The sequence below is a fragment of the Streptomyces sp. NPDC054842 genome, from assembly GCF_053611025.1.
The window spans coordinates 16,266-39,896 of sequence record NZ_JBSGZN010000035.1 but is presented as its reverse complement, the minus strand read 5'-3'; the positions used below and the strand labels follow the sequence as shown (position 1 = coordinate 39,896).

Genomic DNA, 23,631 nt, shown 5'->3' with positions numbered 1-23,631 from the left:
GCGCGTTCATGGAGTGAGACGGGCGCGAAAGGTAGAGTCCGGCGGCGTGCACCTCAAGGCCCTGACCCTCCGCGGGTTCAAATCGTTCGCCTCGGCGACCACGCTGCGGTTCGAGCCGGGCATCACCTGTGTCGTGGGCCCCAACGGCTCGGGCAAGTCCAACGTCGTGGACGCGCTGAGCTGGGTCATGGGCGAGCAGGGCGCGAAGTCGCTGCGCGGCGGCAAGATGGAGGACGTCATCTTCGCCGGCACCACCGGGCGCCCGCCGCTCGGCCGGGCCGAGGTGTCCCTGACCATCGACAACTCCGACGGCGCCCTCCCCATCGAGTACGCCGAGGTCACCATCACGCGGATCATGTTCCGCAACGGCGGCAGCGAGTACCAGATCAACGGCGACACCTGCCGTCTCCTCGACATCCAGGAACTGCTGTCCGACTCCGGCATCGGCCGCGAGATGCACGTGATCGTCGGCCAGGGCCAGCTCGACTCCGTCCTGCACGCCGACCCCATGGGGCGGCGCGCCTTCATCGAGGAGGCCGCCGGCGTCCTCAAGCACCGCAAGCGCAAGGAGAAGGCGCTGCGGAAGCTGGACGCGATGAAGGCGAACCTCGCGCGCGTGCAGGACCTCACCGACGAGCTCCGCAGACAGCTGAAGCCGCTGGGACGGCAGGCCGCCGTCGCCCGCCGCGCCGCCGTCATCCAGGCCGACCTGCGGGACGCGCGGCTGCGGCTGCTCGCCGACGACCTCGTACGGCTGCGCCAGGCGCTCCGGGCCGAGATCGCCGACGAGGCCGCCCTCAAGGAACGCAAGGAGAGCGCCGAGGCCGAACTGAAGAAGGCCCTCCAGCGCGAATCCCTGCTGGAGGACGAGGTCCGGCGGCTCGCCCCGCGCCTCCAGCGTGCCCAGCAGACCTGGTACGAACTCTCCCAGCTCGCCGAGCGGGTGCGCGGCACCGTCTCGCTGGCCGACGCGCGCGTGCAGAGCGCCACGTCCGCGCCCGCCGAGGAACGGCGCGGGCGCGACCCCGAGGACCTGGAGCGCGAGGCCGCCCGGATCCGCGAGCAGGAGGCCGAGCTCGAAGCGGCCCTGGAGGCGGCGCAGCACGCCCTGGAGGACACCGTCGCGCACCGGGCCGAGCTGGAGCGGGAGCTCGCCGTCGAGGAACGCCGCCTCAGGGACGTGGCCCGCGCCATCGCCGACCGGCGTGAAGGTCTCGCCCGCCTCAACGGCCAGGTCAACGCCGCCCGTTCGCGGGCCGCGTCCGCCCAGGCCGAGATCGACCGCCTCGCCGCCGGACGCGACGAGGCGCAGGAGCGGGCGGTCGCGGCGCAGCAGGAGTACGAGCAGCTGAAGGCGGAGGTCGACGGCCTCGACGCGGGCGACCAGGAGCTGGCCGAGCGGCACGAGGCGGCCAAGGTTGCCCTGGCCGAGGCGGAGGCCGCCCTCACGGCCGCCCGCGAGGAGCTCACGACGGCGGAACGCAGGCGCGCCGCCACCCAGGCCCGCCGCGACGCCCTCGCCCTCGGACTGCGCCGCAAGGACGGCACGGGCGCGCTGCTCGGCGCGAAGGACCGGCTGGGCGGCATCCTCGGCCCCGCCGCCCAACTGCTGACTGTCGCCCCCGGGTACGAGGTCGCCCTCGCCGCGGCCTTCGGCGTGGCGGCGGACGCGATCGCCGTGACCACGCCCGCCTCGGCCGCGGAGGCCATCCGCCTGCTGCGCAAACAGGACGCCGGCCGAGCGGCCCTGCTGCTCGCGGGCGCCCCGGAGGAACCGCACACGGTCGCGGACGACGCCGTACGCGGGAACGCGCCCGGGGAGGACGCGGAGGACATGGAGCGCAGGGGCGCCAGTGGTCCCACGGGTGACGCCGTGAACGGGAGCAGGCCGTGGCACTCCTCGGCCGGCGGCGAGGGATCGTCCCCGGCGGACCCGGGCTTGCGTCAGGCCGTGGCAGATGCGGGTGACGGCCCGGACGGGCACGCCGGGCCCCCGTACGCCGCCGATCTCGTCCGGGGGCCCGCCGAGCTGATGCCCGCCGTCCGGCGGCTGCTGTGCGGGATCGTCGTCGTCGGCACGCTGGAGGACGCCGAGGACCTCGTGTACGCACGCCCGGAGGTGACCGCGGTGACCGCCGAGGGCGACCTGCTGGGCGCGCACTTCGCGCAGGGCGGATCCGCCGGGGCGCCGAGCCTGCTGGAGGTGCAGGCGTCCGTCGACGAGGCCGCGGCGGAGCTGGAAGAACTGGCCGTACGGTGTGACGAACTCGGCGAGGCGCAGCGCCGCGCCACCGCGCTGCGCGCCGAACGGGCCGCGCTGGTCGAGGAGTCGGGGGAGCGGCGCCGGGCCGCCGAGCGGGAGAAGTCGACCGTCGCGCAGCAGCTCGGCCGGCTGGCCGGGCAGGCGCGCGGCGCCGCCGGGGAGGCCGAGCGCAGCGCCGCGGCGACCGCGCGGGCGCAGGAGGCGCTCGACCGGGCCGTGGAGGAGGCGGAGGAACTCGCCGAGCGGCTGGCCGTCGCCGAGGAGCTGCCGGTGGAGGAGGAGCCGGACACCTCCGTACGGGACCGGCTCGCCGCCGACGGCGCCAACGCGCGGCAGACCGAGATGGAGGCCCGGCTCCAGGTCCGTACGCACGAGGAGCGGGTCAAGGGGCTCGCCGGGCGGGCCGACGGGCTCGACCGGGCCGCACGGGCCGAACGCGAGGCACGCGCGCGTGCCGAGCAGCGGCGGGCCCGGCTGCGGCACGAGGCGTCGGTCGCCGGCGCCGTCGCGTCCGGCGCACGCCAGCTCCTCGCGCACGTCGAGGTCTCCCTCGCCCGCGCCGAGGAGGAGCGCACCGCGGCCGACGCCGCCAAGGCCCGGTACGAGCGGGAGCTCGCCGAGGCACGCGACACGGGCCGGGCGCTGAAGGGGGAGCTCGACAAGCTCACGGACTCGGTGCACCGCGGTGAGGTGCTCGGCGCGGAGAAGCGGCTGCGGATCGAGCAGCTGGAGTCGAAGGCGCTGGAGGAGCTCGGGGTCGAGCCGGAGGGGCTGGTCGCCGAGTACGGGCCGCAGCAGCTCGTGCCGCCCTCCCTCCCGGCGGAGGGCGAGGAGCTGCCCGAGGACCCCGAGCACCCGCGCAACCGGCCCCGGCCGTTCCACCGGGCCGAGCAGGAGAAGCGGCTCAAGTCCGCCGAACGGGCGTACCAGCAGCTCGGCAAGGTCAATCCGCTCGCGCTGGAGGAGTTCGCCGCGCTGGAGGAGCGCCACCAGTTCCTGAGCGAGCAGCTGGAGGACCTCAAGAAGACGCGCGCCGACCTCCTGCAAGTGGTGAAGGAGGTGGACGAGCGCGTCGAGCAGGTGTTCACCGAGGCATACCGGGACACCGCCCGCGAGTTCGAGGGCGTCTTCGGACGGCTCTTTCCCGGCGGGGACGGGCGGCTGATCCTGACCGATCCCGACAACATGCTCACCACCGGTGTGGACGTCGAGGCGCGTCCCCCGGGCAAGAAGGTCAAGCGCCTCAGCCTGCTGTCGGGCGGTGAGCGGTCGCTGACCGCCGTCGCGCTGCTGGTCTCGATCTTCAAGGCGCGGCCCAGCCCCTTCTACGTCATGGACGAGGTCGAGGCGGCGCTCGACGACACCAACCTCCAGCGGCTGATCCGGATCATGCAGGAGTTGCAGGAGGCGTCCCAGCTCATCGTGATCACGCACCAGAAGCGCACGATGGAGGTCGCCGACGCGTTGTACGGCGTCTCGATGCAGGGCGACGGCGTCTCGAAGGTCATCAGCCAGCGCCTGCGCTGACCACCGGGGCCGCGGCGGCCGCCGCGTCGACGCCCGCCTGCCGAGCCGACGCCGGCTCGGCCATCCAGCGCCGGTCCGCCGAGCTGATGCCCGCTCGCCGAGCCGGCGCTCGCCCGCCCGTCGAGCGCGGGCTCGCCCATCCGACGCCCGCCTGCCGAGCCGGCGTCCGTCCGCCCGCCGACGCGGGCCGATCCCCGGCGCCGGGCTGCTCCGGCGACCTTCCGCATGTCGCGGCCCGACACCCCCGGTTGTCCTCGGCGCCTCGGGGTAGACGAAACATGCCGTCGGATTGAGTTCAAGTCTTGAATGCAAACCTGACGCGCCGGAAGAAAAAATTCACAGTGGGCGAGTATTGACTTCGAAACTTGAAGGCATAGGCTCTGCAACGTTGTTTTTACCTTCAGGTGGTGGGCCACGCCAAGGTGTGCGCCACTGGTATGACCACTGAAGGGCTCGCCCCCCACCCCCGGCAGTGAGGCCGGTGGCCCGAGGAGTACACGTGACCAGCACAGCGCAGTCGTCAGGAGCCAGAGCGGCTCATCCCGATCATCTCGGGCACGTCATCTTCATCGCGGCGGCGGCCGCGATGGGCGGCTTCCTGTTCGGCTACGACAGTGCTGTCATCAACGGCGCCGTCGAGGCCATCCGGAGCCGCTACGACGTCGGCTCGGCGGCCCTCGCCCAGGTCATCGCCATCGCGCTGATCGGCTGTGCCATCGGCGCCGCGACCGCGGGCCGCATCGCGGACCGCATCGGCCGCATCCGCTGCATGCAGATCTCCGCCGTGCTCTTCACGGTCAGCGCCATCGGGTCCGCGCTGCCCTTCGCCCTGTACGACCTGGCCTTCTGGCGCGTCGTCGGCGGCTTCGCCATCGGTATGGCCTCCGTGATCGGCCCGGCCTACATCGCCGAGGTCGCGCCCGCCGCGTACCGCGGACGGCTCGGCTCCTTCCAGCAGGCCGCGATCGTCATCGGCATCGCGATCTCCCAGCTGGTCAACTGGGGCATCCTGAACGCCGCCGACGGCGACCAGCGCGGTGAGCTGCTCGGCCTGGAGGCCTGGCAGGTCATGCTCGGCGTGATGGTCATCCCGGCCGTCCTCTACGGCCTGCTGTCCTTCGCGATCCCCGAGTCGCCGCGCTACCTGATCTCCGCCGGCAAGGACGCCCGGGCCCGCGAGGTGCTCGCCGAGGTCGAGGGCAAGGACGTCGACCTGGACGCCCGCGTCGCCGAGATCGAGCTCGCCATGAGGCGCGAGCACAAGTCGACCTTCAAGGACCTGCTCGGCGGCCGGTTCTTCTTCCTGCCGATCGTCTGGATCGGTATCGGCCTCTCGGTCTTCCAGCAGTTCGTCGGCATCAACGTGGCGTTCTACTACTCGTCCACGCTGTGGCAGTCCGTCGGCGTCGACCCCTCGCAGTCCTTCTTCTACTCGTTCACGACGTCGATCATCAACATCATCGGCACCGTGATCGCCATGATCTTCGTGGACCGCGTCGGCCGCAGGCCCCTCGCCCTCATCGGCTCCGTCGGTATGGTCGTGGGCCTCGCCCTGGAGGCCTGGGCCTTCTCGTTCGACCTGGTCGACGGCAAGCTGCCGGCCACCCAGGGCTGGGTCGCCCTGATCGCCGCCCACGTCTTCGTGCTCTTCTTCGCCCTCTCCTGGGGTGTCGTCGTCTGGGTCTTCCTCGGCGAGATGTTCCCGAACAGGATCCGCGCCGCCGCGCTCGGCGTCGCCGCCTCCGCGCAGTGGATCGCCAACTGGGCCATCACCGCGAGCTTCCCGTCGCTGGCCGACTGGAACCTCTCCGCGACCTACGTGATCTACACGATCTTCGCCGCGCTCTCCATCCCCTTCGTGCTCAAGTTCGTGAAGGAGACGAAGGGCAAGGCCCTGGAGGAGATGGGCTAGTCCCACCCCGAGTTCGGGGGGAGTGGCCAAGTCCCCGCTGCCCCTCCCCCCGTATCCGTGAAGGCGTACCGCCCCGGCTCAGACCGCGAGGTCCCCGAGCCGGGGCAGTACGTCTTCGCAGAACAGGTGCAGACTGCGCCAGCCCTCGTCCACGGGCATCCCGCCCGACAGCGGGTGCAGTACGTGACTGTCCAGCCGCTGCGCCACGCACTCCTCGGGCGTGAGGATCCGGTACACGCCCTCCTCGCGCAGCTCCTCGACGGTCGTGGCCGCCGACTTCACCGCCGAGCGGATGCCGCCGGACTGCCAGGAGGCGTACGTCCGCGCCTCGTGCAGGAAGTGCTCGCCGTACTCCGCCCACACCTGGTCCGGGTCCTCGGCGATGTGCAGCAGCGGTGTCACGGCGGACGGCATCATGGTCCAGCCCTCGGTGCCGTACTCGGTCAGCCGCTCCTTGTAGTACGCCTCCAGCTCGGGCAGGTGCGCGCTCGGGAAGAACGGCAGCCCCAGCCGGGCGGCCCGCCGCGCCGCCGCCTTCGAGGAACCGCCGACCAGCAGCAGCGGATGCGGAGCGGAGTACGGGCGCGGGGTGACCCGCACCGTACGGCCGCGGTACGTGAACTCCTCGCCGGTCCACGCCTTCAGCACCGTCTCCAGGAGCTCGTCCTGGAGGGCGCCGCGCCGCTTCCAGTCCACGTCGAAGAGGGCGTACTCCTCGGGCCGGTAACCGATTCCGGCCACCGTCACCAGCCGGCCGCCGCTGAGCAGATCGAGTACGGCGATGTCCTCGGCGAGCCGCAGCGGGTCGTGCAGCGGGCCGATGACCGCCGAGACGGTGACCGCGAGGTGCCGGGTCGCGCCGAGCACCGCGCCCGCGAAGGTGAACGGGGACGGCAGCCAGTTGTTGGTCACACCGTGGTGCTCCTCGGTCTGCACGGTGCTGATCCCGCGGTCGTCGGCGTACGCGGCCATCTCGACGGCCGCCCGGTAGCGGGCGCTCAGCGAGGCGGGCGTGGCGTCGGGCTCGACGAGGTTGAAGCGTACGACCGTGACGGGCATGGAGAAATCCCCCTTCGCCGGGCGGGCGGGGTGCCGGTGGAGGGGGACGGTAGCTGACGGTGCGTCAGACGGCCAGGGGTGCGGGTCACCGCTCCCGCACCCGGCTCCCGTACTTCGCGCTCTTCCGTACTCCGCCCCCTCCGGTACCTGCCACCGCGCTCGTGCCCGCCCACAGCCGCCTGTGTCGTCCCCGGCGTCTCAGCCGTACGCCTCGGACCCCCCTCCCGCCCGGCCGGGCGGAGTCCCCGGTGTCGCGCCGGATCCGGCGGCGCGCCCGGGACGGCGGGGGAGTCGGGCACCGGCACCGCGGGTCCCGATCGGCGGCCCGGCGTGGGACCGCCCGGCGGGGCGCCGTACGGCCCGGCGCCCGGGCGGGCGTCACAGGCTGGGCTCCCCGCAGGGCCATGGCCGATACTGAGGAGGTTATGGAAACCGTCATCCTTGCTGTAGTCATCGCCGTGGTCGTGATCGGCGCGCTCGGCGGGCTCGTCGTCGGCAGCCGCAAGCGCAAGCAGCTGCCCCCGCCGCCGCCCTCCGCGCCCGACATCACCGCCCCACCGGCCGAACCGCACGTCGGCGACGAGGCCGAGACACCGCGCGACGAGTCGCGCAGAACGATCGAGGAGGTGGACCTCCCGGACCGCTCGGCGCCCGTCGTCGTCGAGGAGCCTCCGTCCGCGGCACCCCCGATCGAGGTCCCGGAGCCGACCGCCGGACGCCTCGTGCGGCTGCGCGCCCGGCTCTCCCGCTCGCAGAACGCGCTGGGCAAGGGGCTCCTCACGCTCCTCGCGCGCGAGCACCTCGACGAGGACACCTGGGAGGAGATCGAGGACACCCTGCTGACCGCCGACGTCGGCGTGCAGCCCACCCAGGAGCTGGTCGAGCGGCTGCGCGAGCGCGTCAAGGTGCTCGGCACGCGCACGCCCGAGGAGCTCCGCGGCCTGCTGCGCGCGGAGCTGCTCACGCTCCTCGTCCCCGAGTTCGACCGCGCCGTCAAGACCGACTCGAACCTCGACACCCCGGGCATCGTGATGGTCGTCGGGGTGAACGGCACCGGCAAGACCACCACCACCGGCAAGCTCGCCCGGGTGCTCGTCGCCGACGGCAAGAACGTGGTGCTGGGCGCGGCCGACACCTTCCGTGCCGCCGCCGCCGACCAGCTCCAGACCTGGGGGGAGCGCGTCGGCGCCCGCACCGTGCGCGGTCCCGAGGGCGGCGACCCCGCCTCCGTGGCCTTCGACTCGGTCAAGGAGGGCATCGAGGCCGGCGCCGACGTCGTCCTCATCGACACCGCCGGACGTCTGCACACCAAGACCGGCCTCATGGACGAGCTGGGCAAGGTCAAGCGCGTCGTCGAGAAGCACGCGCCGCTCGACGAGGTGCTGCTCGTCCTCGACGCGACGACCGGGCAGAACGGTCTCGTGCAGGCCCGGGTCTTCGCGGAGGTCGTGGACATCACCGGCATCGTGCTGACCAAGCTCGACGGCACCGCCAAGGGCGGCATCGTCATCGCCGTCCAGCGCGAGCTGGGCGTACCGGTCAAGCTGGTGGGCCTCGGTGAGGGCGCGGACGACCTGGCGCCGTTCGAGCCGGAGGCGTTCGTTGACGCCCTTATCGGAGAGTGACCAGCCGCTGAGACCGGCGGCTGGACCCGGCGCGCCCGCTTCGGCGGACGCGCGAAGAAGCGCCCGTTCCCCGGCTGCAAGGGGGGACGGGCGCTTCGCTGTGCGGTGCGTGGACGGCCGGTGGGCGACGCGAGAGGCCGCCTCGTCGTGCGGGGGCGCCTCAGACGCGTGAGCGGTGCGCCACGTACGCCAGGGTGCCCAGGAGCAGCCGCGCCTGCGGCGGCCGGGTCGCCGAGTCCAGCGCGGGCGGGCGCAGCCAGCGGACCGGGCCGAGGCCCCCGCGGTCGGAGGGCGGGGCGGTGACGTACGTACCCGGGCCGAGGCCGTGCAGGTCGAGGGCCGCGTCGTCCCAGCCCATGCGGTAGAGGAGGCGGGGCAGCTCGGCGGCGGCGCCGGGGGCGACGAAGAAGTGGGCGCGGCCGTCCGGGGAGGCCGTCACCGGTCCCAGGGGGAGGCCCATCCTTTCGAGCCGGGCGAGGGCGCGGCGCCCGGCCGCCTCGGCGACCTCGATCACGTCGAACGCGCGCCCCACCGCGAGCATCACGGCGGCGCCGGGGAACTCGCCCCAGGTGTCGGCGACCTCGTCGAGGGTGGCGCCCGCCGGGATCGGCGGGGCGAAGTCCAGGGGGTGCGCTCCGGGGGCGGGACAGCCGGTCCTGCCGCAGGAGCAGACGCCGGCCGCGGCGCGGGCGCCCGGCACCACGTCCCAGCCCCAGAGTCCGGTGAACTCGGCCACGGCGGTGCACTCCGAGGAGCGTCCGCGGCGCCGAGCGCCGGGCCGGATTTCGCGCATTCCGCGAGTGCCGCCGATCGTGAAGCCCATGCCCCCTCCAACGGGTCCAGCGCGCCGGTGGTTACGAAGCGAATCCGGAATGTGACTCTCTGTTCCGCTGCTTCCCGGTTTCCGCGTGATCCAGGCAGCGCGTGGAAGTACTCAGGGTGGCGCGCTCGTCTCCGTGCGCCCCTGAATGCACCCCTCCGCCCGGCGTCTTCCGTGCTGTGTCAAGTGAATCGCGTGAAGGCCGGCGGTAGTTCATTCGAAGGGGTGGCGAATGGTGGCGTTTCCGGGATCGCCATGGCTGGACGGGTGATCGTAGGATTACTTTGAGTGCACAAGCCCCGGGGATGTGTGCACTCGTGGGTATGCCGGAGGCAACTCGGCTTCCCGTTCGAAGGGTGGCAACTGCCGGACGCGCGGCGGCGTTTACCGGCATTCTGATAGGGCTTGGCGCACGCAGCGTACAAGTGGTCTGAGGGATGGGGGCGTTCCAGTGGGCGGCAACGGCGGAGGCGGGACGAACGCTGAGAAGCGCCCCAACGACATGCTCGGCTCGTGGTTCGTGCGGAGCGGCTGGTCGAAGGGTGAGCTCGCCCGGCAAGTGAACCGCAGGGCAAGCCAGTTGGGCGCCGGCCACATCTCCACCGACACCTCGCGCGTACGCCGCTGGCTGGACGGCGAGAACCCCCGGGAGCCGATCCCGCGCATCCTCTCGGAGCTGTTCTCGGAGCGGTTCGGGTGCGTCGTCGCCGTCGAGGACCTGGGGCTGCGCACCGCCCACCAGTCACCGTCCGTGTCGGGCGTCGACCTGCCCTGGACGGGCCCGCAGACGGTGGCGCTCATCAGCGAGTTCTCGCGCAGCGACCTGATGCTTGCGCGGCGCGGCTTCCTCGGCAGTTCACTGGCGCTCGCCGCCGGACCCACCCTGATCGAGCCCATGCAGCGCTGGCTCGTGCCCAGTCCGTCGGCGCCGCACGCCGAGCCCGAGACGCCCGCCTCCGCGCGGCGCGCCGGCCGGCTCTCCAAGCCCGAGCTGGACCTGCTCGAATCGACCACCGTGATGTTCCGGCAGTGGGACGCCCAGTGCGGCGGCGGCCTGCGCCGCAAGGCGGTGGTCGGACAGCTGCACGAGGTGACGGACCTGCTCCAGGAGCCGCAGCCCGAGACCACGACCAAGCGCCTGTTCAAGGTCGCGGCCGAACTGGCCGAGCTGGCGGGCTGGATGAGCTACGACGTGGGGCTCCAGCCCACCGCGCAGAAGTACTTCGTGCTCGCGCTGCACGCGGCCAAGGAGGCCGGCGACAAGCCCCTCGGCTCGTACATCCTCTCCAGCATGAGCCGCCAGATGATCCACCTCGGGCGGCCCGACGACGCGCTGGAACTCGTCCATCTCGCCCAGTACGGAAGCCGTGACTGCGCGAGCCCGCGCACCCAGGCCATGCTGTATGCGATGGAGGCCCGCGCCTACGCCAACATGGGGCAGCCCGGAAAGTGCAAGCGGGCCGTCCGGATGGCCGAGGACACCTTCGCCGACATCCACGAGTGGGACGACCCGGACCCCGACTGGATCCGCTTCTTCTCCGAGGCCGAGCTGTACGGGGAGAACTCGCACTCCTACCGCGACCTCGCCTATGTCGCCGGCCGCAGCCCCACGTACGCCTCGCTGGCCGAGCCGCTGATGCGGCGGGCCGTCGACCTCTTCGCCAAGGACTCCGAGCACCAGCGCTCGTACGCGCTCAACCTCATCGGACTGGCCACCGTGCACCTGCTCCAGCGCGAGCCCGAGCGTGGTGCGGTCCTGGCCAAGCAGGCGATGGTGAGCGCCAAGAAGGTGCGCTCCGAGCGCGTGAACACCCGTATCCGAAAGACCGTCGACACGGCTGTACGCGATTTCGGTGAGCTCGCCGAGATCGTCGACCTCACCGACCAGCTGGCCGTCGACCTGCCCGAGACCGTCGAGGCGGTCTGACCCCGGGCCGCGCGAGCGGCCCCGCCCCGTGCCCCGGCCGCGGCCGGCCGTCCCGAACTGCCCGACTCGGCTCCCCCATGCCAGGTCATCGGACGGCCGACCGCGGCCGGCTCCCTGTCCACGACAGAAGGTTGCGCCACGATAACGATCGCCCGGTGCGACATCAGGCAGTTCATGGACGCGTAACACACAAGGCGCCTTCGTCACTGCGGCGAAACATCGAGGGGCGTCTACGGAAACCGCGCTGCGCCAATCTCATGGCGCATAACCGGCCCACCCCTCATACCGCTCAGGCTTCGCCCGCACGGGGCCGTACCAACGACGAGGAGACGCCGATGGCATCAGCCATCATGCTTGCGGCGGACGCACCGAAGCTGTCGTCCGCCAACACAGGCTTCATGCTCATCTGTTCCGCCCTGGTGATGCTCATGACACCGGGCCTGGCCTTCTTCTACGGAGGCATGGTCCGCGTCAAGAGCACCCTGAACATGCTGATGATGAGCTTCATCAGCCTCGGGATCGTCACCATCCTGTGGGTGCTCTACGGCTTCTCGCTCGCCTTCGGCACCGATTCCGGCAGCGTCGTCGGCTGGTCGTCCGACTACGTCGGCTTCAGCGGCATCGGCCTGACGGAGCTGTGGGACGGCTACACCATCCCGGTCTACGTCTTCGCCGTCTTCCAGCTGATGTTCGCCATCATCACGCCCGCCCTGATCAGCGGTGCCCTCGCGGACCGCGTGAAGTTCACCGCCTGGGCGCTGTTCATCACCCTCTGGGCCACGATCGTGTACTTCCCCGTCGCCCACTGGGTGTGGGGCACCGGCGGCTGGGCGTTCGAGCTCGGCGTCATCGACTTCGCCGGCGGCACGGCGGTCCACATCAACGCGGGCGCCGCGGCGCTCGGCGTGATCCTCGTCATCGGCAAGCGGGTCGGCTTCAAGAAGGACCCGATGCGCCCGCACAGCCTGCCGCTCGTCATGCTCGGCTCCGGTCTGCTGTGGTTCGGCTGGTTCGGCTTCAACGCCGGCTCGTGGCTCGGCAACGACGACGGCGTCGGCGCGCTGATGTTCGTCAACACGCAGGTCGCCACCGCCGCCGCCATGCTGGCCTGGCTGGCCTACGAGAAGATCCGCCACGGCGCGTTCACCACCCTCGGTGCCGCCTCCGGCGCGGTCGCAGGCCTGGTCGCGATCACCCCGTCCGGCGGAGCGGTCTCCCCGCTCGGCGCCATCGCCGTCGGCGTCATCGCCGGTGTGCTGTGCGCCATGGCCGTCGGCCTCAAGTACAAGCTCGGCTACGACGACTCGCTCGACGTCGTCGGTGTCCACCTCGTCGGCGGTGTCGTGGGCTCCCTGCTCATCGGCTTCTTCGCCAGCGGCGGCGGCCAGTCCGACGTCCAAGGCCTCTTCTACGGCGGCGGCCTCGACCAGTTCTGGAAGCAGTGCGCCGGTGTCTTCGCCGTCCTCGGCTACTCCCTGGTGGTCTCCGCGATCCTCGCCTTCCTGATCGACAAGACCGTGGGCATGCGCGTCACGGACGACGAGGAGGTGGCCGGTATCGACCAGGCCGAACACGCCGAGACCGCATACGACTTCAGCGGCGCCGGCGGCGGTCTGGACCGGACCGCCGTGGCCACCCCGGTCCAGGACAGCGCGAGCAAGAAGGTGGACGCATGAAGCTCATCACCGCCGTCGTGAAGCCTCACCGGCTCGACGAGATCAAGGAGGCCCTCCAGGCCTTCGGCGTGCACGGTCTCACCGTCACCGAGGCCAGCGGCTACGGTCGGCAGCGGGGACACACGGAGGTCTACCGTGGTGCCGAGTACACCGTCGACCTGGTCCCCAAGATCCGCATCGAGGTGCTGGTCGAGGACGACGACGCCGAACAGCTCATCGACGTCGTCGTGAAGGCCGCCCGCACCGGCAAGATCGGTGACGGCAAGGTCTGGTCCGTCCCGGTCGACACCGCCGTCCGCGTCCGGACCGGCGAGCGCGGCCCGGACGCGCTGTAGAAGCGAAGAAAGACAGGAGTCGCTGGGTGACGAGTACGGACATGCGCACGGATGCAGAGGACTCGGGACCCAGCGGCTATGCGGCGGCCCGGCTGCGCCTCCTCCAGGAGGGGGCGCGGTCCGGGCCGCCGCGCCGTGCGGCCCTCGCGGAACTGACGGACGACTGGCTCACCGGCCTCTTCGACGCCGGCGCCGCGGGGCTGCGCGGTGTCTCCCTCGTCGCCGTCGGGGGCTACGGCCGCGGCGAGCTCTCCCCGCGCAGCGACCTCGACCTGCTGCTCCTGCACGACGGCGGTGACGCCAAGGAGATCGCCGCCCTGGCCGACCGCATCTGGTACCCGGTCTGGGACCTCGGCCTCGCCCTCGACCACTCCGTGCGCACGCCCGCCGAGGCCCGCAAAACCGCGGGCGAGGACCTCAAGGTCCAGCTCGGCCTGCTCGACGCCCGCCACCTCGCGGGCGACCTGGGCCTGACCGCCGGTCTGCGTACGGCCGTCCTCGCCGACTGGCGCAACCAGGCGCCCAAACGCCTGCCCGAACTCCAGGAGCTGTGCGCCGAACGCGCCGAACGGCAGGGCGAGCTCCAGTACCTGCTGGAGCCGGACCTCAAGGAGGCCCGGGGCGGCCTCAGGGACGCCACGGCCCTGCGCGCCGTCGCCGCGTCCTGGCTCGCCGACGCCCCCCGCGAAGGGCTCGCCGACGCCCGGCGCAGGCTCCTCGACGTCCGCGACGCGCTGCACCTCGCCACCGGCCGCGCCACCGACCGCCTCGCCCTCCAGGAACAGGACCAGGTCGCCGCCGAACTGGGCCTGCTCGACGCCGACACCCTGCTCCGCCAGGTGTACGAGGCGGCGCGCGTCGTCTCGTACGCCAGCGACGTCACCTGGCGCGAGGTGGGCCGCGTGCTCAGGTCGCGGGCCGTGCGGCCGCGCCTGCGCGCCATGCTCGGCGGCGCCAAACCCACCGCCGAGCGGTCCCCGCTCGCCGAGGGCGTGGTGGAGCAGGACGGCGAGGTCGTCCTCGCCCGCGCCGCCCGGCCCGAGCGCGATCCCGTCCTCCCGCTGCGCGCCGCCGCCGCGGCCGCCCAGTCCGGGCTCCCGCTCTCCCTGCACGCCGTACGCCGGATGGCCGCCGTCGCCCGCCCGCTGCCGACGCCCTGGCCGGCCGAGGCCCGCGAACAGCTGGTCACGCTGCTCGGTTCGGGCCGGCCGACCATCGAGGTCTGGGAGGCGCTGGAGGCCGAGGGGCTCATCACCCGGCTGCTCCCCGACTGGGAGCGGGTGCGCTGCCGGCCGCAGCGCAACGCCGTCCACATCTGGACCGTCGACCGCCACCTCATCGAGACCGCCGTCCGCGCCTCCGAACTGACCCGCCGCGTCGGCCGCCCCGACCTGCTGCTCGTCGCCGCGCTGCTGCACGACATCGGCAAGGGCTGGCCCGGCGACCACTCCGTGGCGGGCGAGATCATCGCCAAGGACGTCGCCGCCCGCATCGGCTTCGACCGCACCGAGGTGGCCGTCCTCGCCACCCTGGTCCGCCACCACCTGCTGCTCGTCGAGACCGCCACCCGGCGCGACCTGGAGGACCCCGCCACCGTGCGCGCGGTCGCCGAGGCGGTCGGCTCGCAGGGCACCCTCGAACTGCTGCACGCGCTCACCGAGGCCGACGCGCTGGCCACCGGACCGGCCGCCTGGTCGTCCTGGCGCGGATCCCTCGTCGCCGACCTGGTGAAACGGGTCTCGGCCGTGCTCGCGGGGGACGCCCCCGAGGAGCCGGAGGACGCCGCGCCCACCGCCGAGCAGGAGCGGCTCGCCATCGAGGCGTTCCGCACGGGAGGACCCGTCCTGGCCCTGCGCGCCCAGACGGAGCCACCGGCCGAGGAGGAACCCTCCGGCGACCCGGAACCGCTCGGCGTGGAACTGCTCATCGCCGTCCCCGACCAGCCCGAGGTGCTGCCCGCCGTGGCCGGCGTCCTCGCCATGCACCGGCTGACCGTCCGCACCGCCGAACTGCGGGCCCTGGACCTGTCCGAGTCCGTGCAGGGCTCCGTCCTGCTGCTCAACTGGCGGGTCGCCGCCGAGTACGGGTCCCTGCCGCAGGCCGCCCGGCTGCGCGCCGACCTCGTCCGCGCCCTGGAGGGCTCCCTGGACATCGCGGGTCGGCTCGCCGAGCGCGACGCCGCCTACCCGCGGCGCCGCGGGACGGTCGCGCCGCCCGCCCGGGTCACCGTCGCCCCCGCCGCCTCCCGGCACGCCACGGTCATCGAGGTCCGCGCCCACGACGCCCCCGGCCTGCTGCACCGCATCGGCCGGGCACTGGAGAAGGCGAACGTACGCGTGCGCAGCATGCACGTGTCCACCCTGGGCGCCAACGCCGTGGACGCCTTCTATGTGACGGGCACCGAGGGCACGCCCCTGCCCGGCGAGGAGGCGGCCGGCGTCGCCAGGGCACTGGAGGAGACCTTGCGCGGCTAGCCGCAGGCCCGGGCGGGGGAGCGCGGACCGGCCCGCGAACCCCTCCCGGGGAGGGCGCGACCGCGTTCGTGCGCAGGCGCAGACAGTCTCGTACGAACGCGGTGGAGACCCCACCGCGCCCGGCCGGATACCCTGGAGGGCGATTCCCATCGCCCCCGACCCCTGAGGACAGACGAGCGCCGTGTTCGATACTCTCTCCGATCGCCTCTCAGCGACGTTCAAGAACCTGCGGGGCAAGGGCCGGCTGTCCGAAGCTGACATCGACGCCACCGCACGCGAGATCCGTATCGCGCTTCTCGAGGCCGACGTGGCGCTGCCGGTCGTGCGGACCTTCATCAAGAACGTCAAGGAGCGCGCCCTCGGCTCCGAGGTCTCCAAGGCGCTGAACCCCGCCCAGCAGGTCCTCAAGATCGTCAACGACGAACTCGTCACGATCCTCGGCGGCGAGACCCGGCGCCTGCGCTTCGCCAAGAACCCGCCCACCGTGATCATGCTCGCGGGCCTCCAGGGTGCCGGTAAGACCACGCTCGCCGGAAAGCTCGGCAAGTGGCTCAAGGACCAGGGGCACTCCCCGATCCTGGTGGCCGCCGACCTCCAGCGCCCGAACGCGGTCAACCAGCTCAGCGTCGTCGCCGAGCGCGCCGGCGTCGCCGTCTACGCCCCGGAGCCGGGCAACGGCGTCGGCGACCCGGTCAAGGTCGCCAAGGACTCCATCGAGTTCGCGAAGACGAAGGTCCACGACATCGTGATCGTGGACACCGCCGGCCGCCTCGGCATCGACCAGGAGCTGATGCAGCAGGCCGCGGACATCCGCGACGCGGTCTCGCCCGACGAGATCCTCTTCGTCGTCGACGCCATGATCGGCCAGGACGCGGTCAACACCGCCGAGTCCTTCCGCGACGGCGTCGGCTTCGACGGCGTGGTCCTGTCGAAGCTCGACGGCGACGCCCGCGGTGGTGCCGCGCTGTCGATCGCGTCCGTGACCGGCAAGCCGATCATGTTCGCGTCGAACGGCGAGAAGCTGGACGACTTCGACGCCTTCCACCCCGACCGGATGGCCTCCCGCATCCTCGACATGGGTGACCTGCTCACCCTGATCGAGCAGGCGGAGAAGACGTTCAGTCAGGAAGAGGCCGAGAAGATGGCCTCGAAGCTGGCGTCCAAGAAGGGCCAGGACTTCACGCTCGACGACTTCCTGGCGCAGATGGAACAGGTCAGGAAGATGGGCAGCATCAGCAAGCTGCTCGGCATGCTTCCCGGCATGGGCCAGATCAAGGACCAGATCAACAACCTGGACGAGCGCGACGTCGACCGCACGGCCGCGATCATCAAGTCGATGACCCCGGCGGAGCGCCAGGAGCCGACGATCATCAACGGCTCGCGCCGCGCCCGTATCGCCAAGGGTTCCGGTGTCGAGGTCAGCGCCGTCAAGAACCTGGTCGAGCGGTTCTTCGAGGCCCGCAAGATGATGTCCCGCATGGCCCAGGGCGGCGGCATGCCGGGGATGCCCGGGATGCCGGGCATGGGCGGCGGTCCCGGCCGCGCCAAGAAGAAGCAGAAGCAGGCCAAGGGCAAGCAGCGCTCCGGCAACCCGATGAAGCGCAGGCAGCAGGAGCTGGAGGAGGCGCAGCGCCGTGAGGCCGGTGCTCAGCCCGGCGGCGCCTTCGGTCTGCCGCAGCAGAGCGCCCAGGACTTCGAACTGCCCGACGAGTTCAAGAAGTTCATGGGCTGACGGCCCTTCTCCGCGGCGTGTCCGCCCGTACGGCACCGGGGGCGCCCCTTCGACAGGGGCGCCCCCGGTGGCGTTCCCGCGGGTGTCCGGCCGGGCGTCACGCGGGCCGTCCCCTCACCTCACGGGACGCGGGCGATCAGATAGCGGAAGACGTTGGTCATCCACACCGTGCCGTCCTTCCGGCGATGCGGATGGAGCGCCTCCGTCAGCTCCTTGTCGACCTGCTGCGGGTCGGTCGCGGCGATCGCGGCGTCGAACAGCCCGGTCGACAGCAGCCCGCGCACCGCGTTGCCCACGTCGGCGTAGCCGAAGGGGCAGGCCACCCGCCCCGAGCCGTCCGGCCGCAGACCGGCCCGCTGGGCGACCTCCTCCAGTTCGTCGCGCCGGGAGGAGCGCCGGCCGCTCCCGCGCGGCAGCGGCTCGGCCGGCTTCGTGGCCAGCCGCAGCACCGAGGACGTGGTGCACCGCTCCGGCGGACCCCAGCCGGCCAGTACGACGGACGCCCCGCGCCGGGCGAGCGGCGCCGCCGTCCCCAGCAGCTCGCCGAGCCCTTCTGAGTCCCCGGCCACGCCGCCGATCGGCTCGAACGCCGTCACCACGGTGTACGCGGGGGAGTCCACGTCGCCCAGATCGGCCAGGTCCCCTTCGACGAGCCGGGCGTCGCCACGCGCACGCGTGCCCCTCGTCTCCGGCAGCATCCGCTCCCGCGCCAGCGCCAGCCGTTCGGCCGAGGAGTCCACACCGGTGACGGAGGCACCCCGCGACGCCGCCATCAGCAGCGCCAGGCCCGACCCGCAGCCGAGGCCGAGCAGCCGCGTCCCGTCACCCACTTCGAGTCGCTCGTAGACGGCCTCGTAGAGCGGCACCAGCATCCGCTCCTGGATCTCGGCCCAGTCACGCGCGCGTGCACACCGATCGACGCGAGGAGGGTGTCCCGCGTGAGCCGGCTGCTGCCGCACGAGCGTAGGTGTCATCGAAAGCGCCCCAATCCGCCGAGAGTTGTCGCCGTGCCCCGTTTCCATGGCCCCCGTGCAGTGCGCTCGCACTCCCCGTATGCCAGATAACTCCGCGCTCGTCCCCGCGTCCAGGGGTTGTGGCCCTTTGCTTGTGTACCGTCCGCACACGCCGTCGTACTCAGTGACATCCACGAGCGTGCGAGGTTTGGGCCGCGGCGCAGCGGATCACGGCCGCAGCACGCGCGGCACGGCGATGGCTCCCGTTCCCACCCCCGGGCGACACCTTCCCGCGCTGGTACCAGGACCTGATCACCAAGCCCGGACCGGCGGACAGCGGGCCGGCGCGCGCCACCACGGTCATCCGCCCCTCCGCGTACGGGCTGTGGGAACGGATGCGGAGCAGACCTCCCGGGGCTCCTCGCTCCGCATGGTGAGTGGCCTGATCACGTCGCACGGTGATGACAGCGGGTTGCGGGCGCCGCCGCGCCGCGCCCCCGGCCGGGGCGTCGTCCCCGCGTCAAGGAGGAGGACGCGGTTCCGGCCAAGGTCCGCGAGACCGGCGGTCGGCTGGGGCGGCGGGCGGGCGCGTCCACGTCGACGACCGCACGGACACCCCGTTCGGGTGCCGCGCCGCCGACCGGAAGCTCCAGGGCGTGCCCCGTACGGGTCGAGGTCGGACCCCGTGACCTCGCGCACGCCACCGCGACGCCGGTCCGCCGCATTCCCGGCGGCAAGGAGCCCGTCGGTCTCGACGCGCTCCTCGGACTGCTGCCGGCCGTCCCGGGCGAGGACCAGGCCTCTCCTCGCACCGTCCCGCAGGCGCCGCGAGTCCCGCCGGCCGACGTGCCACCGTCGAGACGGCCTCCGGCGGGCGGCTGGGCCCGCATCCCGTGGGCCGACCTGGGCGAAGTGGGCGAAGCCGGGCTCGCCGGGCGCTCGGTGACCGTACGGTGTCCGGTGACGGGGGACGGGTCGGTGCCGGACCCCCACGGCGCACCCGGTAACGTCGCCGTCGTGACGCGCGCCCACCGGCCCGCCACGGAGCGCGGCCGAAAGGCCCCTTGCGCAATGGATGACGTCGGGTGCCCCGGCGCGCGGAGCCCCTGTACAGGCCGAGGCGTACGCGTGGCTACGTACCGGCTCGATGCGAACTGTGAGGCTTCTCCGCAGATCAGCGCACCCGCCCTCGTCAGGACGCATCAGCGGCAACTGACGGGTACGTGCAAATTATTTGGGATGCCCCGGAATAGGAACACAGAGGCACCTCGGCTCGTTGTCACGACGTGAGCACGACACCACCTGTTCTCGCCGCAGAGCTGGCAGGGGCGTGGGCCGACATTCAGCGGCACCACCCCGAACTGCCGGATCTCGCCGCGCCCGAATCCCTGATCGGGGAGTCGTCGTCCGCCTGCGGGCACGAACTCTCCTTCGAACGACTGCTTCACGAGGCAGTCCACGGCATCGCCGCCGCACGCGGAGTCCGCGACACCTCGCGCGCCGGCCGGTACCACAACCGCAGATTCCTCGCCATCGCGGAGGAGCTGGGCCTGGACCACCCCGAGGAGCCGCATCCCAGCAGCGGCTTCTCCCTGGTCACGCTCAACCCCGAAGCGAAGCGGCGCTACCGCCCGACCATCGAGCGGCTCCAGCGCGCCCTGAAGGCGCACACGGCCGCGACCGCGGCGGACACGGCCCGCAGTTTCCGGGGACCGGCCGCCCGGCACGGCTCGTCCGGGGGAGGCGTCCGCGTCAAGGCGGTCTGCGACTGCGGGCGCAACGTCCGCGTCGTCCCGTCGGTCCTGGCGCAGGCCCCCATCGTGTGCGGGGGGTGCGGCAAACCCTTCCGGATCCCGGAGGTCGTGGGCGCGGCGGCGGGCTGAGCCCGGCGTCCCGCGCGGGCCTGCCGCACGGGGCGGTACGGCCGGGCGCGGGAGCGCTACGCAGTGCCGGGTCGCGATCGGCTCCAGCGGCGAGCGGCGGCACCTCGTGGGTGCCGGGTCGCACGGCGGGGCCGGTTCCGTCCCGGCACCGTGCTGCCCGCGCGGGCGGGCGCCGCGAGCGGTGACGCGGGACGGGCGCGCGGTGCTCCGGCCCGGTCCGGGGCGCGGCGAGGCGTGCGCGGGGTCGCCCGCGGGAGGCGGTCCGGCCTGGTAAGACCCCCACGTGGCCGGTCGGGCGTGGTCAGGCGCGACGTGGTCGGGGCCGACGTGGTTCGGGTCCGGCGTGGTCAGGCCCGGCGTCATCCGGTCCGGGGTGGTCAGGTCCGCGTCGGCCGGGTCGTGCCGGGGCGCGGGCGGGCGTACGTCGGCCGGGGCGCGGTGCGGCGTGCGGGGCGTGCGTTCCGGCGGGTGAAGTCGGGTCCCGGGGATGTGGCACAATGGCTAGCTGTACTCGACAGCCGCATAGGACCCCTCTCTCCTCCGGCTGACGCGTCCATCGGGCACTCGGGTACCGCAACCCCACGCGGCAATCTCGCCGTGCCCAACCACGTCAAGACCAGGAGACACCACTTCCGTGGCAGTCAAGATCAAGCTGAAGCGTCTGGGCAAGATCCGTTCGCCTCACTACCGCATCGTCGTCGCCGACTCCCGTACCCGCCGTGACGGCCGGGCCATCGAGGAGATCGGCCTGTACCACCCGGTGCAGAACCCCTCGCGCATCGAGGTCGACTCCGAGCGTGCGCAGTACTGGCTGGGTGTCGGCGCGCAGCCGACCGAGCCCGTCCTCGCCATTCTCAAGCTGACCGGCGACTGGCAGAAGTACAAGGGCGAGCCCGCCCCGGCGCCGCTGCTCGTGGCCGAGCCGAAGGCGACCCGCCCGTCGTTCGACGCCCTCGGTGGCGACGACGAGGGCAAGGGTGAGGCCATCACCCAGAAGAAGAAGGCTGAGAAGAAGGACGACGCCGCGGCCGAGTCCTCTTCGTCTGAGTCGACCGAGGCCTGAGCATGCTCGAGGAGGCTCTCGAGCACCTCGTCAAGGGCATCGTCGACAACCCCGACGATGTGCAGGTCGCCTCGCGTGACCTGCGCCGCGGGCGCGTGCTCGAGGTCCGGGTCCACCCGGACGACCTCGGCAAGGTGATCGGTCGCAACGGCCGCACCGCGCGCGCTCTGCGCACCGTCGTGGGCGCCATCGGCGGCCGCGGTGTCCGCGTCGACCTCGTCGACGTGGACCACGTCCGCTGATCAGCAGACAGCACCGGCTCGGGCCGGGGAAGGCCTATCCGGCCGTCCCCGGCCCGTAGTCGTCTGCGCCGCACACCACCCCCCGCACGCGGACGACGGGTACGCCTCCCCGTACCGGCGCGGGCGGACCACAGGCACGCACCACAGGCCGCAGGCACACGACAGGAGATCGAAAGAAGTGCAGCTGGTAGTCGCTCGCGTCGGCCGTGCCCACGGCATCAAGGGCGAGGTCACCGTCGAGGTACGCACCGACGAGCCGGAGCTGAGGCTGGCGCCGGGCGCCGTCCTCGCCACGGACCCCGCGTCCACCGGTCCGCTGACCATCGAGACGGGCCGTGTGCACAGCGGCCGTCTGCTGCTGCGCTTCGAGGGCGTACGCGACCGGAACGCCGCCGAGGCGCTGCGCAACACCCTCCTGATCGCCGAGGTGGACCCGGACGAGAAGCCCGAGGACCCGGACGAGTACTACGACCACCAGCTCATGGACCTGGACGTCGTCACCGCGGACGGGACCGAGGTCGGACGGATCACCGAGATCTCGCACCTGCCCTCCCAGGACCTGTTCGTCGTGGAGCGGCCCGACGGCACCGAGGTGCTGATCCCCTTCGTGGAGGAGATCGTCACCGAGATCGACCTGACGGAGCAGCGGGCCGTCATCGACCCCCCGCCGGGACTCATCGACGACCGCGCGGAGATCGCCTCGTCCAGGGACGCCTCCGAAGAGGGCGACGCCCCGGAGGCGGACGAGGCGTCCGGCGAAGAGGGCGACGCGGCCGACGCGGCCGCCACGACCGGGAAAGACGCCTGATGCGACTCGACGTCGTCACGATCTTCCCCGAGTACCTGGAGCCCCTGAACGTCTCCCTGGTCGGCAAGGCACGCGCGCGGGGACAGCTGAACGTCCATGTGCACGACCTGCGGGAGTGGACGTACGACCGGCACAACACCGTCGACGACACCCCGTACGGCGGCGGCCCCGGCATGGTCATGAAGACCGGGCCCTGGGGCGACGCCCTGGACTCCGTCCTGGCCGACGGCTACGAGACGGGCTCCCACGGACCCGTCCTGGTCGTGCCCACCCCCAGCGGGCGCCCCTTCACCCAGGAACTGGCCGTCGAGCTGTCCGAGCGGCCCTGGCTGGTCTTCACGCCCGCCCGTTACGAGGGCATCGACCGCCGCGTCATCGACGAGTACGCCACCCGCATGCCCGTCTACGAGGTCTCCATCGGCGACTACGTGCTGGCCGGCGGGGAGGCGGCCGTCCTCGTCGTCACCGAGGCCGTGGCCCGGCTGCTGCCCGGCGTCCTCGGCAACGCCGAGTCCCACCGGGACGACTCCTTCGCGCCCGGGGCGATGGCCAACCTCCTGGAAGGCCCCGTCTACACGAAGCCGCCCGAGTGGCGCGGCCGGGACATCCCCGACGTGCTGGTCAGCGGCCACCACGGGAAGATCGCGCGCTGGCGCCGCGACGAGGCCCTGCGCCGCACGGCCGCGAACCGGCCGGACCTGATCGAGCGCTGCGCCCCCTCGGCCTTCGACAAGAAGGACCGGGAGATGCTCTCCATCCTGGGCTGGGCACCGGACCCGGACGGGGAGCCGCACGGCCGATTTTGGCGCAGGCCCCCCGCCGTGGAAGAATAGGCCGCTGCTGTACGTCGTCCGATGCGCGCCCCTGCCACAGGGGGACACGACGCCCGTCCCGACGCGGCAGCCCACCTTCTGGAAATCAACGTCCGTTGATGACCTGTGGCATCAACGAAGAAAGCAGACGACATGTCTCACCTGCTCGACACCGTCGACAGCGCCTCGCTGCGCACCGACATCCCGGCCTTCCGCCCGGGTGACACCGTCAACGTCCACGTCCGCGTCATCGAGGGCAACCGCTCCCGTGTGCAGCAGTTCAAGGGCGTAGTCATCCGCCGCCAGGGCGCCGGTGTCCGCGAGACCTTCACGGTCCGCAAGGTCTCCTTCTCCGTCGGCGTCGAGCGCACGTTCCCGGTGCACACCCCGATCGTCGAGAAGATCGAGCTCGTCACCCGCGGTGACGTGCGTCGCGCCAAGCTCTACTACCTCCGTGAGCTGCGCGGCAAGGCCGCGAAGATCAAGGAGAAGCGCGACAACTGAGCTAGCGCACGGGGTC

17 protein-coding genes and 1 pseudogene are annotated in these 23,631 nt (G+C 72.3%); 15 read left to right on the top strand and 3 right to left on the bottom strand.

The window, feature by feature from the left end; translation table 11 throughout:
* Positions 1 to 46: 46 nt before the first annotated feature.
* Positions 47 to 3,790, top strand: a complete 3,744-nt coding sequence (locus ACWGIS_RS25270) for an AAA family ATPase (RefSeq protein WP_453364734.1) — start codon at positions 47 to 49, stop codon at positions 3,788 to 3,790.
* A gap of 499 nt (positions 3,791 to 4,289) precedes the next feature.
* Positions 4,290 to 5,702, top strand: coding sequence for a sugar porter family MFS transporter (locus ACWGIS_RS25265; RefSeq protein WP_453364733.1), 1,413 nt, complete (start codon positions 4,290 to 4,292; stop codon positions 5,700 to 5,702).
* Positions 5,703 to 5,780: 78 nt separating this feature from the next.
* On the opposite strand, the gene ACWGIS_RS25260 is transcribed toward ACWGIS_RS25265, so the two are convergent.
* Entirely contained in the window at positions 5,781 to 6,761 is a 981-nt protein-coding gene (locus ACWGIS_RS25260) for an LLM class flavin-dependent oxidoreductase (protein ID WP_453364732.1), read from the bottom strand.
* A gap of 425 nt (positions 6,762 to 7,186) precedes the next feature.
* Between ACWGIS_RS25260 and ftsY the strand changes: the two genes are divergently transcribed.
* Positions 7,187 to 8,386 carry a signal recognition particle-docking protein FtsY gene (gene ftsY, locus ACWGIS_RS25255; RefSeq protein WP_453364731.1) on the top strand — a complete coding sequence of 400 codons (1,200 nt, stop codon included), beginning with the start codon at positions 7,187 to 7,189 and terminating at the stop codon, positions 8,384 to 8,386.
* A gap of 160 nt (positions 8,387 to 8,546) precedes the next feature.
* On the opposite strand, the gene ACWGIS_RS25250 is transcribed toward ftsY, so the two are convergent.
* Positions 8,547 to 9,209 (bottom strand): bifunctional DNA primase/polymerase, encoded by a 663-nt coding sequence (locus ACWGIS_RS25250; protein WP_453364730.1) that lies wholly within the window; start codon positions 9,207 to 9,209, stop codon positions 8,547 to 8,549.
* Positions 9,210 to 9,657: 448 nt separating this feature from the next.
* Between ACWGIS_RS25250 and nsdA the strand changes: the two genes are divergently transcribed.
* The 5 genes from nsdA to ffh all read left to right on the top strand — a co-directional run bounded on the left by nsdA (position 9,658) and on the right by ffh (position 17,350).
* A complete protein-coding gene (gene nsdA, locus ACWGIS_RS25245; RefSeq protein WP_453364729.1) occupies positions 9,658 to 11,133 on the top strand; it encodes a transcriptional repressor NsdA in 1,476 nt (491 codons plus the stop codon).
* Positions 11,134 to 11,468: 335 nt separating this feature from the next.
* On the top strand, positions 11,469 to 12,809 hold the full coding sequence (locus ACWGIS_RS25240; protein WP_453364728.1) for an ammonium transporter: 1,341 nt from the start codon (positions 11,469 to 11,471) through the stop codon (positions 12,807 to 12,809).
* On the top strand, positions 12,806 to 13,144 hold the full coding sequence (locus ACWGIS_RS25235; protein WP_142192909.1) for a P-II family nitrogen regulator: 339 nt from the start codon (positions 12,806 to 12,808) through the stop codon (positions 13,142 to 13,144). Before ACWGIS_RS25240 ends, ACWGIS_RS25235 begins: the two co-directional genes overlap by 4 nt.
* Positions 13,145 to 13,170: 26 nt before the next feature.
* A complete protein-coding gene (locus ACWGIS_RS25230) occupies positions 13,171 to 15,618 on the top strand; it encodes a [protein-PII] uridylyltransferase (RefSeq protein ID WP_453364727.1) in 2,448 nt (815 codons plus the stop codon).
* Positions 15,619 to 15,799: 181 nt separating this feature from the next.
* Positions 15,800 to 17,350, top strand: coding sequence for a signal recognition particle protein (gene ffh, locus ACWGIS_RS25225; protein WP_453364726.1), 1,551 nt, complete (start codon positions 15,800 to 15,802; stop codon positions 17,348 to 17,350).
* Between the two features lie 119 nt (positions 17,351 to 17,469).
* On the opposite strand, the gene ACWGIS_RS25220 is transcribed toward ffh, so the two are convergent.
* A complete protein-coding gene (locus ACWGIS_RS25220; protein ID WP_453364725.1) occupies positions 17,470 to 18,324 on the bottom strand; it encodes a methyltransferase domain-containing protein in 855 nt (284 codons plus the stop codon).
* 382 nt (positions 18,325 to 18,706) lie between these two features.
* On the opposite strand from ACWGIS_RS25220, the pseudogene ACWGIS_RS25215 reads away from it, so the two are divergent.
* The 7 genes and pseudogenes from ACWGIS_RS25215 to rplS all read left to right on the top strand — a co-directional run.
* Positions 18,707 to 19,335 (top strand): annotated as a pseudogene (locus ACWGIS_RS25215) (His/Gly/Thr/Pro-type tRNA ligase C-terminal domain-containing protein); the annotation flags it as partial.
* A 254-nt stretch (positions 19,336 to 19,589) separates the two neighbouring features.
* Positions 19,590 to 20,186, top strand: coding sequence for a hypothetical protein (locus ACWGIS_RS25210; protein WP_355867905.1), 597 nt, complete (start codon positions 19,590 to 19,592; stop codon positions 20,184 to 20,186).
* Between the two features lie 634 nt (positions 20,187 to 20,820).
* Positions 20,821 to 21,249, top strand: coding sequence for a 30S ribosomal protein S16 (gene rpsP / locus ACWGIS_RS25205; RefSeq protein ID WP_355791155.1), 429 nt, complete (start codon positions 20,821 to 20,823; stop codon positions 21,247 to 21,249).
* Positions 21,250 to 21,251: 2 nt separating this feature from the next.
* A complete protein-coding gene (locus ACWGIS_RS25200; protein WP_005479813.1) occupies positions 21,252 to 21,491 on the top strand; it encodes an RNA-binding protein in 240 nt (79 codons plus the stop codon).
* A 178-nt stretch (positions 21,492 to 21,669) separates the two neighbouring features.
* Positions 21,670 to 22,299 carry a ribosome maturation factor RimM gene (rimM, locus tag ACWGIS_RS25195; protein ID WP_453364724.1) on the top strand — a complete coding sequence of 210 codons (630 nt, stop codon included), beginning with the start codon at positions 21,670 to 21,672 and terminating at the stop codon, positions 22,297 to 22,299.
* Positions 22,299 to 23,132 carry a tRNA (guanosine(37)-N1)-methyltransferase TrmD gene (gene trmD, locus ACWGIS_RS25190; protein WP_453364723.1) on the top strand — a complete coding sequence of 278 codons (834 nt, stop codon included), beginning with the start codon at positions 22,299 to 22,301 and terminating at the stop codon, positions 23,130 to 23,132. The genes rimM and trmD overlap by 1 nt, the downstream gene beginning before the upstream one ends.
* Before the next feature lie 132 nt (positions 23,133 to 23,264).
* Entirely contained in the window at positions 23,265 to 23,615 is a 351-nt protein-coding gene (rplS, locus tag ACWGIS_RS25185; protein ID WP_007384968.1) for a 50S ribosomal protein L19, read from the top strand.
* The last annotated feature ends 16 nt before the right edge of the window (positions 23,616 to 23,631 follow it).